The sequence below is a fragment of the Deltaproteobacteria bacterium genome, from assembly GCA_005879535.1.
Lineage (GTDB): Bacteria > Myxococcota > Myxococcia > Myxococcales > 40CM-4-68-19 > 40CM-4-68-19.
Genome location: VBKI01000088.1, coordinates 1 through 14345, shown reverse-complemented (window position 1 = coordinate 14345; position 14345 = coordinate 1). Strand labels below are relative to the sequence as shown.

The window sequence follows — 14345 nt, the reverse complement described above, 5'->3', positions numbered from 1 at the left end:
GCGGGTTTTAACATACAGAGGAAGGCGTGGAGCACGCGCTCTCGCAGTTCCTTTCGGACTTCACCTACGTGGCAATGGTTGCCGTGCTCACGGCGGCGGGGCTGGGGGTGCCCATCTCCGAGGACCTGACCCTGCTCCTGGGCGGCGGGCTCGCGGCACGCGGCGTCACCAACTTCTGGCCCACGCTCGGCTGCGGCTACTTCGGCGTCCTGCTCGGCGACGTCCTCATCCACCACTGGGGCCTGCGGCTGGGTCCCGCCGCCTATCGGCACCGGATGGTGGTGAAGCACCTTTCGCTGGAGCGGCAGGAAAGGCTCCGGATGCACTACGCCAGGCACGGCTTTCTCACCGTGGTCGTCGGGCGGCACACGCCGATGCTTCGCGCTCCCATCTTCTTCCTCGCCGGCGCCTCGCGGGTGCCGCTCTGGAAGTTCCTCCTCGCGGATGCCCTTTCCGCGGCCGTCACCGTGCCGATCGTCGTCTATCTGGGTCTCAAGGGCGGCGAGCACCTCGACGACATCCGGGCGGTGCTGCACCGCGTACAGTGGGGCCTCGCCGCTGCGGTAGCGCTCGTCATCGCGCTGATCTGGCTGTTGCGGCGGCGCGCGAAGGCACGGACCCGAGGCCCGACGACGCCGTGAAAGTGTACCCGGGGCCGGACTCGAACCGGCACGAGCTTCAGGCTCAGGGCGTTTTAAGCGCTCCGCGTCTACCGTTCCGCCACCCGGGCATTGCACGGCTCCAGCCTGGATCTTACCGCGGCGCGCGGTTATCTTCCCGCGCCCCATGGACTTCGACCGCGATTTCGGAATCAACCAGGTCTTCGTCGAGGATCAGTACGAGCGGTGGCGCAACAACCCCGCCGCCGTCTCCCCCGAGTGGCAGCAGTACTTCGCCCGCCTCCACGGGTTGCCGACCGCGCCGCCCTTCCAGGCCAGCGCCTGGTCGCAGCCAGTCGCTACGCCTGCGGGAGACGGAGACGGGAACGGGTATCTTGCCCTCTCGGCTCCGCCGCACCTCGGCTTCGACGTCATTTCGATTCCGGAGGTGCAGAATCGCCTTCACGCCGAGATCCTCCAGGAGAAGGTCGCCGAGCTGATCAACGCGTACCGCATCCGCGGCCACCTCTTCGCCAATCTGGACCCGCTCGGGCTCCTCCAGCCGCCGCCGCCGGAGCTGGAGATCGAGCATTTCGGCCTCTCCGACGCGGATCTCGACAAGACCTTCGCGACCGGCGACTTCGCCGGTGGCAAGGGCGAGATGACGCTGCGCGAGATCCTCGCCCGCCTGCGCCGGACCTACTGCCGCACCATCGGCGTCGAGTACATGCACGGCGAGGATCCCGCCATCAAGCGCTGGCTGCAGGAGCGCATGGAGGCCGCGGAGAACACGCCGACGCTGTCCCGCGAGCAGAAGCTGCGCATCCTGGCGCGGCTCACCGAGGCCGAGACGCTGGAGACGTTCCTCCACCGCAAGTACATCGGCAAGAAGCGGTTCTCGCTGGAAGGAGCGGAGAGCCTCATCCCACTGCTCGACTGGCTCGTCGAGGAATTCGGCCGTCAGGGTGGCGAGGAGATCGTGATGGGAATGGCGCACCGCGGCCGCCTCAACGTCCTCGTCAACGCGCTCGGCAAGGGATTCAACGAGCTCTTCGCCGAGTTCGAGGATACCGAAGTCGAAACGATGATGGGGCGCGGCGACGTGAAGTACCACATGGGGTATTCCAGCGACCGCAAGCTGGCCGACGGCCGCACGATGCATCTCTCGCTGGCCTTCAACCCGAGCCATCTCGAGATCGTCGATCCCGTCGTGGAAGGCCGCGTGCGCGCCAAGCAGGATCGCACGCTCAACTGGGAAGGCGAGCCCGCGCCGCGCGATCCGGAGCGGCGCAAGGTCCTGCCCGTGATCATCCACGGGGACGCGGCCTTCGCCGGTCAAGGCATCGTCGCGGAGGTGCTCAATCTCGCGAACCTCGAAGGATACGCCACCGGCGGCACCGTCCACGTCATCGTCAACAACCAGGTCGGGTTCACCACCAATCCCGAGGACGCCCGCTCCACTCCCTACGCCACCGACATCGCCCGCGTGCTCCGGGCGCCCGTCTTTCACGTCAACGGCGAGGATCCCGAGGCGGTAGTGTGGGCGGTGCAGCTCGCCGTCGACTACCGGCAGCAGTTCCAGCAGGACGTGCTCATCGACCTCTACAGCTACCGCAAGTACGGCCACAACGAAGGCGACGAGCCTGCCTTCACCCAGCCGCGCATGTACGAGGTGATCCGGCAGAAGAAGCCCCCGCGCGCGGTCTACGCCCAGCGCCTTGCCGAAGAAGGCGTCGCCACCGGCGGCGAGGCCGACGAGCTGATGCGCACGCGGATGGCGCGCCTGGAAACCGAGCTGGAGCGCACCCGCAAGGAGGGCGCGAAGCGGACCGTCTCCGCCATGGCCGGCCTGTGGTCGAAGTACCGGGGTGGTCCCGACTCTGCGACGCCGGAGGTTCCAACGGCCGTGCCGGAGCCGAGGTTGCGCGAGCTGTTGGTGAAGCTCTCACAGGTTCCCCAGGGGTTTACGCCGAACGAGAAGGTGGCGAAGCTGCTCGAGAGCCGGCGCAAGCTCGCCGAGGGCGACGGCAGCGAGCCTTTCGACTGGGGCGTGGGCGAGCACCTCGCGTTCGCGACGTTGCTCGACGACGGGGCTCCCATCCGCTTCTCCGGCCAGGACGCGCGGCGTGGCACCTTCAGCCACCGCCACGCAGTGCTCGCCGACGCGCGCGACGGCAAGCGGTACACACCGCTCGCTCACCTCCGTGAGGGACAGGGCCGCTTCGACATCTTCGACTCGCCCCTGAGCGAGGCCGGCGTGATGGGCTTCGACTACGGCTGGTCCCTCGACATGCCGGAGGCGCTCTGCTGCTGGGAGGCGCAGTTCGGCGACTTCGCCAACGGCGGGCAGGTGGTGATCGACCAGTTCATCTCCTCGGCCGAAGACAAGTGGAACCGCCTCTCCGGCATCGTCCTGCTCCTCCCCCACGGGTTCGAGGGGCAGGGTCCGGAGCACAGCTCGGCGCGGCTGGAGCGCTTCCTCCAGCTCTGCGCCGAGGACAACATCCAGGTCTGCTACCCGACGACGCCGGCGCAGATCTTCCACCTGTTCCGCCGGCAGGTCGTGCGCCCGTGGCGCAAGCCGCTGGTGGTGATGACGCCGAAGAGCTTGCTGCGGCACCGGCTCGCGGTCTCGTCGCTGCGTGACCTTGCGCGCGGGTCGTTCCAGCGCATCATCGTCGACCCACCCGCGAAGCAGGCGACGCGGGTCCTGCTCTGCAGCGGCAAGGTCTACTACGACCTGATCACGGCGCGCGAAACGAAGAAGCGGGACGACGTCGCCATCGTGCGCTTCGAGCAGCTCTACCCGCTGTCGGACGCGTCGCTGTCGGAGGTGGTGAAGCCCTTCAAGGGAGCCGAGCTCATCTGGGTCCAGGAGGAGCCCTTCAACATGGGCGCCTGGTACCACGTGCGGGCACGCTGGCCGGAGGTGGTCGGGAAGGGAAGGCTCATTCCCGTCGCTCGCGCGGAGAGCGCGAGCCCCGCCACCGGCAGCGAGAAGAGCCACAAGTACGAGCAACAGCTTCTCGTCGACCAGGCCTTCGGCGACGCAGTGCCCAGGAAGTAAGGTCAGAGCAGCTTCGCCCAGCGCGCGAAGACGTCCTCCGCGACCGCCCGGAGGCGCGGCAGCTCGCGCGTTGCCTGCGCGCGCAAGTGATCGACGTCGACACCCGCGTCGCGCAGCTCCCCCTCGCCGCTCATCATGGCGGAGAGCACTTCTTCGTCGACCTCGAGGTGGAACTGTATTCCCCAGGCGCTTGCGCCGAAGCGGAATGCCTGCAGCGGCGTCAGCGTGCTGGAGGCCAGCGGCACCGCTCCGCGCGGCAGCGTGAATGCGTCTCCGTGCCAGTGGAAGGCGACGAAATTCCCTGGCGCCGAGCCGAACAGACGATCCTCGCGCGCCTGAGGCGTCAGACGGACGCGATAGAAGCCGATCTCCTTGGCGGGCGCCGGCGCGACCTGCCCGCCCAGCGCGGCCGCGAGCAGCTGGCTGCCCAGGCAGATCCCGAGCACCGGTCTCTCCTGGTCGATGCACCGCCCCAACAGGCGGATCTCGTCGCGCAGATGAGGGAGCCGGTCCTGCTCGTATGCGCCCATTCCGCCTCCGAGGACGACCAGCGCGTCGCACTCGTCGGGCACCGGTTCGCCCGCGAAGGTGCGGACGATTCGCGCGCCTCCCAGGAAAGCTTTCAGGCTGCCCGGGCCTTCGCCTGGCTCGTGCTGCACGACGATGAGCATCCGGGCGGAGAATACATCGCGCGCTTTTCACGGGTGACGGCCGCGGGAACCTGTGCGTAAGAAGGCCCTCCTGATGGAGGTCCGCCCCGTGGCCCTCGGCAAGAATTTCCGGCTCCCCACCGACTGCAAGCCCCTGCGCTACAGCGCTCACCTCGCTCCCGACCTGGAGAAAGGGACATTCGAGGGCCGCATGGAGCTGGAGATTCGCCTGCGGGCGCCGCGGCGCGAGATCCATCTCCACGGCATCGGCCTCGAAGTCTCCCGCGCCCGCGCGCGCATCCAGGATCGCGCGCTGAAGGCGGCCGTCGGCGCCGATGCCGAAAGCGAAACGCTGACGCTGAGCTTCGACGAGGATCTGCCGCCCGGCAACGCGATGTTGGACCTCGCGTGGAGCGGAAAGTTCAGCCCAGGGCTTCGCGGCCTCTATCGCGCGGGCCCGCTCGCGGTCACCCAATTCGAGGCCGCCGATGCGCGCCGGGTATTCCCCTGCTTCGACGAGCCCGCGTTCAAGGCGCGATGGAACCTCCAGCTCGTGGGTCTGCCCGAGGGGCTCGCCGCCATTTCCAACGGCCAGGTCGTCAAGGATCAGAAGGAGCCCGGCGGCGGCCGCACCGTCCAATTCGCCGAGACTCCCCCGCTCAGCAGCTATCTGGTGGCGATCTGTATCGGCGACCTCGCCTCCAGCCCGGAGCAGAAGGTGCGGGCGTACCCGGTGCGGACCTGGGCGGTGCCGCAGAAGCAGGGGCTCACGGCGTTCGGCCAGGAAGTGGCCTCCGCGGTGCTTCCCCTGCTCGAGGATTATTTCGCCCAGCCTTACGCCTACGGAAAGGTCGACCAGGTCGGCGTGCCGGACTTCGAGGCGGGCGCGATGGAGAACGCGGCCTGCATCACGTACCGGGAAGTGGCGCTGCTGCTCGATCCGAAGACCGCGCCTCTCAACGTCCAGAAGCGGGTCGCCGAGGTGATCACCCACGAGCTCTCTCACCAGTGGTTCGGCAACCTGGTCACGATGGTGTGGTGGGACGACCTCTGGCTGAACGAGGCGTTCGCGACCTGGATGGCCTACAAGATCGTCGACCAGTGGCGGCCGCAGTGGCGGGTATGGATGGATTTCGAGGCCGGGAAGGGCGCTGCGTTGCACCTCGATGCTCTCAAGTCCAGTCACCCCATCCGCGCCGAGATCCACAACGCCGAGGAAGCCGGCGAGAGCTTCGACGCCATCACCTACGAGAAGGGCGGCGCCATCCTCCGCATGATCGAGGGGTATCTCGGCGAGGAGAAGTTCCGCGAGGGCATCCGCCTCTACATGCGGCGGCATCGCGAAGGCAACGCGACCGCCGACGATCTCTGGGGCGCGCTCGCGGAAGCTTCCGGGCAGCCGATCCTCGAGCTCGCGAACGGCTGGATCCGGCAGACGGGGTACCCGCTGGTCACCCTGACCGAGCAAGGCGGCAGGATCACGGTGACGCAGCGGCGCTTCTTTTCCGACTCGCAGGCTGCGCCGGAACCGACCCAATGGCTCGTGCCGCTCGTCCTGCGCGTCGACGGCCGCGAGCGGCGCACCCTGCTCAAGTCGCCCAGCGACACGGTGGACACGGGCGGGAAGATCGGCTGGGTGCTCGGCAACGCGGGAGCGCGCGGGTTCTATCGGACCGCATACGATCCGGAGCTGCTCCGGCGGCTCGTCTCCGCGATCGCCGAGCTGCGGCCCGAGGAGCGCATGGCGCTGGTCTCCGATCAGTGGGCGCTCGTGCGCGCCAACGCCGTGAAAGTGGACGCCTTCCTCCAGCTGCTCGCCAGCCTGAAGAAGGAAGAGGATCACACCGTGCTCGACGAGGTGGTGAGCCGCCTTGCCTGGCTCGAGCATCGCGGCGTCGAAACGGCCGACCGGCCCGCGTTGCAGGCCTGGATCCGCTCGCTCTTCGCCGGCGCCGGCGCGGAGCTCGGCTGGGAGCCGGCGAAAGGCGAGGACGACGAGCGCCGCCTGCGCCGCGCGGCGGTCCTGCGCGCGCTGGCGCTGGTCGCGCGCGATCCGGCTTCCATCGCCGAAGCGACCGGGCGTTTCAATGAGCACCTCGCGCATCCGGGGACGCTCGATCCGAACCTGCTCGACATCGTGGTAGCGGCCGCGGCGCGGGAGGCGGACGAGGATCGATTCGCGGAGCTGCGCGAACGCGCCGGAATCGAGCTGGACCCCGCCGCGAAGCGGCGCTACCTGCACGCGCTCGCGCTGGTCGAGCGCCCCGGGCTGGTCCAGCGCGCCGTCGATCTCGCGCTCGACCCCTTCGTGCAGATGCAGGACTTCGCCAGCTACGTGGGAACCCTGCTGGGAAATCGCGAGGCGCGCGACGCCACCTGGCGCCTGGTGCAGAGCAGGTGGGAAGAAGTGCGGCGCAAAGGAGACTCGCCGATGCTCCTGCGGCGCCTCATCGAGGCCTTGGGCAACCTGCCGGAGCGGAGGCACCTCGACGAGGTCGAGAGGTTCCTCGGCGCGCAGGAGCTGTCGCCGGCGAAGCAGGCGGTAGCGCAAACCCTGGAGCGATTGCGGGCGGACGTCGCCTTGCGCGAGAGGCTGTTGCCGGAGCTCTCCGCGTTCCTGCGGGGGAAGAGGGTCTAGAAATTGAACGTGACGACCAGCGTGTCGGAATAGCTTCCGACCGACGCGTCCTGCTGCGCGAAGACGCGCGCATAGTAGGAGACGGTCCGGTTGATGCCGGCCGGTACCGCAACCGGCGTTGAAGCCCACACCACCGTCCGCGCCGCGTCGACGAAGATATCGTAGGAGAGCCAATCCGTCGCCGGGGTGCCTGTCATGCGCCGCCGGCCGCCCGAGAACGCCAGGCCGGCATCGATGGTCACTGTGGGAGTGAGCGGATTCGGGCAGTCGTAGCTGATCGTCCCGGCGGAATCGGCGGGGACCGCGTTGTAGACGTCGTAGTTTCCGAAGGCGAGCGCGGTGACGGCGATGTTCTTGCAAGTCGGCGCGGCGTGAGCCGAGGGCGCAGCGACGGCCGCGAATGCGAGAGCGGCGGCAGCAAGGCGGCGGATCACCCGCGTGATCCTGCGCCATTCCGAGTTCCGGCTCCACAAAAATTACAAAACCATCTGGTCCGGGGAGCAAATGTGTGCAAAACGCGCACGACGCCCTGCAAAGGGCCATTCATCTCTACGTTTTATCTGTAATTTTCGATAGTCATGTTCTTGACGTCGCAACGCATGGCTCATAATCTGGCTACCGAAGCCCAAGGGGGAAGCCGTGACGACTCGCCGCAATCATTTGCCGCGCCACACGCTCGCCGCACTGCTCGCGCTGGTGGTTTTCGCCCCCGGCGCCAACGCCGGCAGCGCCAGCACCCCGTTCACAGTGACGGGCACGGTGGTGGCCTTTTGCACGATCAGCACCACCGGAATCAGCTTTACCTACGATCCGGTCGGGGCTAACGCCAGCTCGAATGCCGCCGCCACCGGCGGCACGGTCACCATCGCCTGCACCAAGGGGTCCGCGCCGAGCATCGGCCTCGACAACGGCCTCAACGCGGGCCAGGCTTCGGCAGGCCCTCGCGCGATGCGGCTACCCGCGACGACAAACTACCTCGGGTACGACATCTACTGGCCGGGCACGACGACGCCCTGGACCACCGCCGCCCCGTACGTGCCCTCCGCCCCGCCCAGCAAGGCGGCGCGAACCTTCAACATGGACGGCGCCGCAATCGCCGGTCAGGACGTCCCTGTCGGCACCTATACGGATACCGTCACCGCCACGGTGAATTTCTAAGCCCGCAAACAAGGAGTCGAAGATGCCCCGGAACTCTGTAAAGCTCCTCACCGCCGCCGTGTTCGCCGTGCTGCTCTTCGCCAATGCTCCGGCGCGGGCAGCGGGGTCCGCCACCCAGAGCTTCAACGCCACCGCGCGCGTCGATGCAGTGTGCGTGATGAGCACCATCGGCGACCTCGCGTTCGGGAGTTACGACCCGGTGAGCGCGAACGCGAGCACCGGTCTCGCCGGCAACACCACCTTCACGCTCACCTGCACCCGCGGCGCGTCGCCGGTGCTCTCCCTGTCGCTCGCCAACCTCAACTTCGGCCAGAACCTTGCCGGCAAGCGTGCGATGAACAACGGTACCCCCGCAGCGGGCAACTTCCTCTCCTATGATCTGTTCGTGCCGAACGGCGTGGGAGGCCCCGGCGCCACCAGCGCGAGCCCCGCCTACTGGGGCGACGGCACCTCGGGCACCTCGACGTTCGCGCCGTCCGTCCCCAACATCAACGCGCAGACCATCACCATCTTCGGGATCGTTCCCCCGGGCCAGGACGTGCCCGTTGCCATCAACTACTCCGACAGCGTCACCGCCACGGTCAACTTCTAGGTGACCGCGACCGGCAAGGCGTACATCCCGCTCGCGCTCGGTCTCCTCTGCGGAGCCGGGCGCGCGCGCGCTTCGGGGCTCAACATCTCGCCGGTGCAGGTGTGGCTCACGCCGGAGGCGTCGAAGTCGCTGTTGACGCTGCGCAACGAGGGCCCGGACGATGAGCGCTACCAGGTCTCGGTGATGTCCTGGGACGAGGACGCGCGGACGGGGATGAAGCTTGCCCCGACCGAGGAGATCATCGTCTTCCCCATCATCCTCGAGCTCAAGGTCGGCGAGACCCGCAGCCTGCGCGTAGGGTCCCTGGTCCCATTCGGGCCTATCGAGAAGACGTATCGGGTCTTCCTCGAGGAGCTGCCCGCGGCTGAGAAGCCGCAGGTCCGGTCCACCGTGCGGGTCCTGACGCGCGTGGGAATTCCCGTCTTTCTCGCGCCGGTGAAGTCCCTCGAGGACCACAAGCTCTCCGCGCTGTCGCTCGGGGGCGGCGGCGCCGCCGTCGACGTGCAGAACACCGGCAACGTGCACTTGCGCGTCGATTCCGTCCGACTGGAGGGTTTTGCCCAGGGGGGAGAGAAGCTCTTCGAGAAACAGGCGCAAGGTTGGTACGTGCTCGCCGGTGGCCACAGGCGGTACGAGCTCGAGGTCCCGAAGGACGCCTGTGCGAAGGTCCGCCGGCTCGTCGTGTCCGTAAAGACGGACAAGGAGCAGGTGTTGCAGGAGCCGCTCGATACCCCGGGCGGAGCCTGCCACACCTAACGATATGCGCGCGCGCGCCGCGGCGCTGCTTCTGCTCGGCGCCCCGGCGCTTTTCGCGCAGCCCGGATCCGACCAGCGCGCGTACCTGGAGCTGTTCGTCAACGACGTCTCCCGCGACACGGTGCTCGTGTATCTGCGGGGAGCAGAAACCCCTGACGATGCGCTCGTCGCAGTGGATGACCTCGAGAAGGGCGGCCTCCGCGGATTGCGGGGCACCCGCGAGCTGCACGACGGCCGCGAGTACGTTTCGCTGCGGTCGCTGGCTCCGGAGATCGAGTTTCGCTTCGATCCGCAGGCGCTGGCGGTCCGGATTGTCGCGCAGCCGGGGCTGCTGGAGGGACACCAGCGCGTTCCTCAACTATTCGGTGACCGCTGACGGTCACGGCACGCTGAGCGGGGCGGGCGAGGTCGGCGCCAGCTTCCGCGGGAATCTCGGCTTCACGGGTTTCTCCGTGCTCCCCGATCATTCGGTCGTGCGCGGTCTCTCCTACTTCCTGGTCGACGATCCGGGCGAGATGCGCCGGGTGCAGGTCGGCGACGCCATCGGCCTCTCCTCGGAGCTCGGCGGCACTGCCCAGCTCAGTGGCATCAGCGTCACCCGCGAGTTCTCGCTGGATCCCTATTTCGTCCGCCAGCCGCTGCCGAAGCTGTCCGGCGCCATCCTCACTCCCTCGACGCTCGACGTGTACATGAATGGCGTCCTCCTGCGGCAGCAGCAGATCGCGCCCGGTCCGTTCGAGGTGCGCAACCTGCCGGTGGGCAGTGGGGTCGGACAGGTCAGCTATGTCGTGCGCGACGCCTTCGGGCGCACGCAGGAATTCGCCTCGCCGTACTACTCGGCGTCGGGCGTTCTCGCCGACGGCATCAGCGAGTATGGCTACCACCTCGGATTCCGCCGGATCGGATTCGGAGAGGAATCGCTTCACTACGGTCCTCCCGAGCTGCTGGCGCGGCATCGCTTCGGCATCGGCGACAAGATCACCCTCGGGTACCGCTTCGAGTCCGCTCTCCAGCGCAGCGATGGGACCTCGCTCCTGGCGAGCGGCGGTCCGACGTTCGCGCTGGCGCTTCCCGTGGGAGAGCTCGACCTGGATGCTGCCGCCAGCGCGGACGGAGCGACGACCGGCGCCGCGGGAGCGCTGTCCTACACCGTCTTCACGCGCCGTCTCTCCGTGGGCGCCTCGGTGCGGGGCATGACGCCGGGCTACTCCAACCTGGCCACTCCCGCCGCCGCCGATCGACCGCTGCTGCAGCTTCGCGGGGCGGTCGGCGCGCCCCTGCTCCCGCGCGTCAACGTGGTCCTCGAAGGACAGCTCAATTCGATGCGGGACACGGGCCTGTCGTCCGCGCTCACCGTTCGCAGCGACGTCCACATTTCGAACACGCTCTCGCTCTCGCTGAGCGTATCGCGTTTGCGCAGCCCCGGCGTGGGGCCGGAATGGCTCGCATTCGCCACCTTGATGTACAGCTTCGGGAGCAGCACCACCGGAGATCTCGGTGGCAGCGCCGGAAGCCACGCGGGAACGGCGACCGCAGGCGTGCAGAAGTCGCTGCCGCTCGGAGAGGGCTGGGGCTATCAGCTCCGCTCCACGTTCGATCGCGATCAGCCGACCTCCGGCCTCGGCCAGGTCCAATACCAGGGGCCGTACGGCAGCTATGTGGCCTCCTACGATCGGATCGGTGGGGGCGACGGGGCGACGGCGACCGCGGCGGGCTCACTGGTCCTGGTGGGCGGCAACTGGATGGCGAGCCGACCCGTCCAGGAAGGCTTCGCGCTGATCCAGGTTCCGGGGCTCGAGGGAGTCCGAGGCTTCCTCAACAACCAGGAGATCGGCCGGACCGACGGCGGCGGAAACCTCCTCATCCCCGCCTTGCAGCCCTACTACGGCAACCGCCTGCGGATCGGCGACGCCGACATTCCCATCGACTACCAGATCGGCGCCATCGAGAAGGTCGTCGCCACCACTGCCCGCGGCGGCGCGCTGGTGTCCTTCGACGTGCAGCGCGTGACCAGCGTGAAGGGGCTGATCCGGGTGGAGCTGGACGGGCGAACCACGGTGCCGGCGTTCGGCGAGCTGACGCTGGACGCGCGGCTGAAGAGCCCGCTCGGCGCCGAAGGGCAATTCTGGTTCGGAAATCTCGGCGCCGGAGCGCACGCGGCCGAAGTGGAGTTCCGCGAGGGAACCTGCAGGTTCGCGCTGACGGTTCCGAACGACGCCGGCGCTTCGGTGAACCTCGGCACGATCTCGTGCCGCGGCGGGCGCGTCGCTTCAGCCCAGTAGCTCGAGCACCGCGCGCAGCGCAGCCAGCGCCCAGTCGTCGCGGCGCCCCAGCTCGATGCCGAGCTCGTCGAGCGCCTTCTCGATGACGTGGGTGTGGAGCAGCATCTCGAGCTCCTCGCGCGTCTGTGGCAGGAAGGGCGAGCCCTTCGCTCCCTCGAGCCACGCGGCGAGGAATGCTGCCGGCGCCCAGGTGGACCACAGCTTTGCCCACGGCTCGGCGGCGCCGCGCTCGCTCTCGCGGACCGTCGCGGTATCGCGCAGCGCGATCGTCGCGGCGAGGTCGAAGGAACGGAGCATCGAGGCGACGTCGCGCAGGCCGCTCCGTTTGCGGCGCCGTTCCGGCAGCGGCTTCTCCGGATTCTGCCCGAAGTCGACGATCACGAAGTCCTTGCCGGTCCACAGCACGTTGCCGAGATGGTACTCGCCGTGGATCCGGCCGCGCTGGGCGGTGAGCCGGCCGCGCAACAGCGGCTCGAAGCTGGCGTAGAGATCGCGCTCGCGCGCGAGGAGCTGCTGGGCCAGCTCGGCGGGGCGGCCTTGGAGCCGCGCGGAGCGAAGCTGCCGCAGCACCTTGCCCGTCAGGTTGCGCTTGGTCTGGTAGACCGAGCGCTGGTCGAGAGCGCTGTAGGGTTCGGGCGAGAACGCGGCGTCGTCCGGGGAGAGCAGCGCCGCGTGCAGCTCCGCCGTCCGCTTGCCGAGGAGTCGCGCCGCCGCCAGCGAGCTCCCGAGCATCTCCCTGGCCGCCGGCGGCACCTCGCCTTCGGCCAGATCGACCATGGATCCCGCCGGTCGCGGCGGCGGCTTCAGCTCGCGGCTGGTGGCGAGGACGCGCTCGAAGTACCGCCGCAGCTCCTCGCGGAAGAAGTGCCAGGCGGAGCCCTGATTCTGCACCCAGCCGTGCAGCGTCGCGATGGTGATCGGCTCGCCCCGGCGCGGACGGAGCTCCAGCGATCCCCAGAGCGGGGCCACGGGCGCGTTTGGCGCGCGCTCGGTGAGGGCGCGGCAGATCTCCAGCTCCGGGCTCATTCCTTCACCGAGGCGGCGGTAGAACTTGAGCAGCAGGGCGTCTCCGTACTGGACGGACGCCGCGTGATGCTCCTGCCGGTACAGCCGCGCCTCGCCCTGCGGCAGACCCGGCCGGCCGGTCGCCGCCAGGAGACCGGCGGCGCCGCGGCTGCGGGTTCCCGTGCGGATGGCGTCGAGCAGCGCGCTCGCGGAGGCGGAGTCGAAGAGCGCGTCGACGAGGTAGATCTGCGTGCCGTCGCCGCGCCGGAGCACGGCGATCACCGCCTGGGGCGAGGCGGGCTTCTCGCCTGCTTCGAGGGCCAGCGGCAGGACGTATTGCTCCGGCTCGCCGTGGCTGAACTCGACCTGCACCAACGCCAGGCGGATCGAATCCAGCGCGATGACGTCGGCGATCCGCGCCTGCGAGATGTCCTTGTGGCGGCCGCGGAACCAGCGGCGTCCCTCCAGCCAGCCCGGCAGGACCATCTCCAGCGCGGATCGCTCACCGCCGGTGAACGTTCCTTCCCAGCCGCTCGCCACCTCCAACGCCGGCGGATGGTACGACGCCTCGCGCGCGTCCATGGCCGCTGTTCGCGGCTCCTCGACCGAGAACCAGTAGAAGGCGTGCTCACCCAGCGTGAGCAGATAGGGCAGCTCCCCGATGGGCGGAAAGCGCGTCTTGCCGATCAGCTCGATGGGGACGCGACCCTTGAAGTGGCGGAGGTCGAGCTCGACGTACTGGGTGAAGCGCGAGAGGTTCGCCACCACCAGGACCGTTTCTTCCTCGAAGTGGCGGATGAAGGCGAGGACCTTGGGGTTCTCGGGGGAGAGGAACTCGATGCTGCCGCGCCCGAAAGCCTGGAAGCGTTTGCGCAACGCGATCAGCCGCTTCGTCCACCAAAGAAGCGAGTTGGGGTTGCCTTGCTGGGCCTCCACGTTCAGCGACTCGTAGTGGTACTCGGGGTCGATGATGATCGGCAGGATCAGCCGCTGGGGGTTGGCCCGGCTGAACCCGGCATTGCGGTCGGGACTCCACTGCATCGGCGTCCGCACGCCGTTGCGGTCGCCGAGAAAGACGTTGTCTCCCATCCCGATCTCGTCGCCGTAGTAGAGCACCGGCGTGCCGGGCAGGCACATGAGCAGCGCATTCATCAGCTCGACCTGTCGCCGGTCATTGCCGACCAGCGGCGCGAGGCGCCGGCGGATGCCGAGGTTGATCCGCATCGTCGGCTCGTGGGCGAAGGCGCGGTACATGTAGTCGCGCTCCTCGTCCGTCACCATCTCCAGCGTCAGCTCGTCGTGGTTGCGCAGGAAGAGCGCCCACTGGCAGTTGGCGGGGATCTGCGGCGTCTGCGCGAGGATGTCCGCGATCGGCAGCCGGTCCTCCATGTGGATGGACATGAAGATCCGCGGCATGATCGGAAAGTGGAAGTTCATGTGGCACTCGTCGCCGTCGCCGTAGTAGGCGGCGGCTTCCTCGGGCCACTGGTTCGCCTCCGCGAGGAGCAGGCGGTTCTTGAACCGCTCGTCGACGTGGGCGCGGAGCTTCTTGAGGAAGCCGTGGGTCTCGGGGAGGTTCTCGCAGTTGGTGCCGTCGC

Annotated in this window: 10 protein-coding genes and 1 tRNA gene; 7 read left to right on the top strand and 4 right to left on the bottom strand. The window is 68.4% G+C overall.

Going from position 1 to position 14345, the window contains the following annotated elements:
• The first annotated feature begins 26 nt into the window (after window positions 1-26).
• Window positions 27-641, top strand: a complete 615-nt coding sequence (locus tag E6J58_20650; GenBank protein ID TMB33429.1) for a DedA family protein — start codon at window positions 27-29, stop codon at window positions 639-641.
• A 5-nt stretch (window positions 642-646) separates the two neighbouring features.
• Here E6J58_20650 and E6J58_20645 read toward each other — a convergent pair.
• A tRNA-Leu gene (locus tag E6J58_20645) sits at window positions 647-730 on the bottom strand.
• 56 nt (window positions 731-786) lie between these two features.
• On the opposite strand from E6J58_20645, the gene E6J58_20640 reads away from it, so the two are divergent.
• Window positions 787-3666: a 2-oxoglutarate dehydrogenase E1 component gene (locus tag E6J58_20640; GenBank protein TMB33428.1), complete on the top strand. Its 2880-nt coding sequence runs from the start codon at window positions 787-789 to the stop codon at window positions 3664-3666.
• Window positions 3667-3668: 2 nt separating this feature from the next.
• Here E6J58_20640 and E6J58_20635 read toward each other — a convergent pair whose 3' ends face one another.
• Window positions 3669-4337 carry a type 1 glutamine amidotransferase gene (locus E6J58_20635; GenBank protein ID TMB33427.1) on the bottom strand — a complete coding sequence of 223 codons (669 nt, stop codon included), beginning with the start codon at window positions 4335-4337 and terminating at the stop codon, window positions 3669-3671.
• A 73-nt stretch (window positions 4338-4410) separates the two neighbouring features.
• On the opposite strand from E6J58_20635, the gene E6J58_20630 reads away from it, so the two are divergent.
• On the top strand, window positions 4411-6954 hold the full coding sequence (locus tag E6J58_20630; GenBank protein TMB33426.1) for a M1 family peptidase: 2544 nt from the start codon (window positions 4411-4413) through the stop codon (window positions 6952-6954).
• On the opposite strand, the gene E6J58_20625 is transcribed toward E6J58_20630, so the two are convergent.
• Entirely contained in the window at window positions 6951-7427 is a 477-nt protein-coding gene (locus E6J58_20625) for a spore coat protein U domain-containing protein (protein ID TMB33425.1), read from the bottom strand. The two genes, E6J58_20630 and E6J58_20625, sit on opposite strands and share 4 nt — an antisense overlap.
• Before the next feature lie 133 nt (window positions 7428-7560).
• Here E6J58_20625 and E6J58_20620 point away from each other — a divergent pair, with 133 nt between their 5' ends.
• The 4 genes from E6J58_20620 to E6J58_20605 all read left to right on the top strand — a co-directional run bounded on the left by E6J58_20620 (window position 7561) and on the right by E6J58_20605 (window position 11742).
• Window positions 7561-8112, top strand: coding sequence for a spore coat protein U domain-containing protein (locus E6J58_20620; GenBank protein TMB33424.1), 552 nt, complete (start codon window positions 7561-7563; stop codon window positions 8110-8112).
• A 22-nt stretch (window positions 8113-8134) separates the two neighbouring features.
• A complete protein-coding gene (locus tag E6J58_20615; GenBank protein ID TMB33423.1) occupies window positions 8135-8704 on the top strand; it encodes a spore coat protein U domain-containing protein in 570 nt (189 codons plus the stop codon).
• Window positions 8705-9460 carry a molecular chaperone gene (locus tag E6J58_20610; GenBank protein TMB33422.1) on the top strand — a complete coding sequence of 252 codons (756 nt, stop codon included), beginning with the start codon at window positions 8705-8707 and terminating at the stop codon, window positions 9458-9460.
• 158 nt (window positions 9461-9618) lie between these two features.
• Window positions 9619-11742: a fimbrial biogenesis outer membrane usher protein gene (locus E6J58_20605; protein TMB33421.1), complete on the top strand. Its 2124-nt coding sequence runs from the start codon at window positions 9619-9621 to the stop codon at window positions 11740-11742.
• Here the strand turns inward: E6J58_20605 and E6J58_20600 are convergent.
• A partial coding sequence (locus tag E6J58_20600; protein TMB33420.1) for an alpha-amylase occupies window positions 11731-14345 on the bottom strand: 2615 nt, incomplete at its 5' end. The genes E6J58_20605 and E6J58_20600 overlap by 12 nt on opposite strands.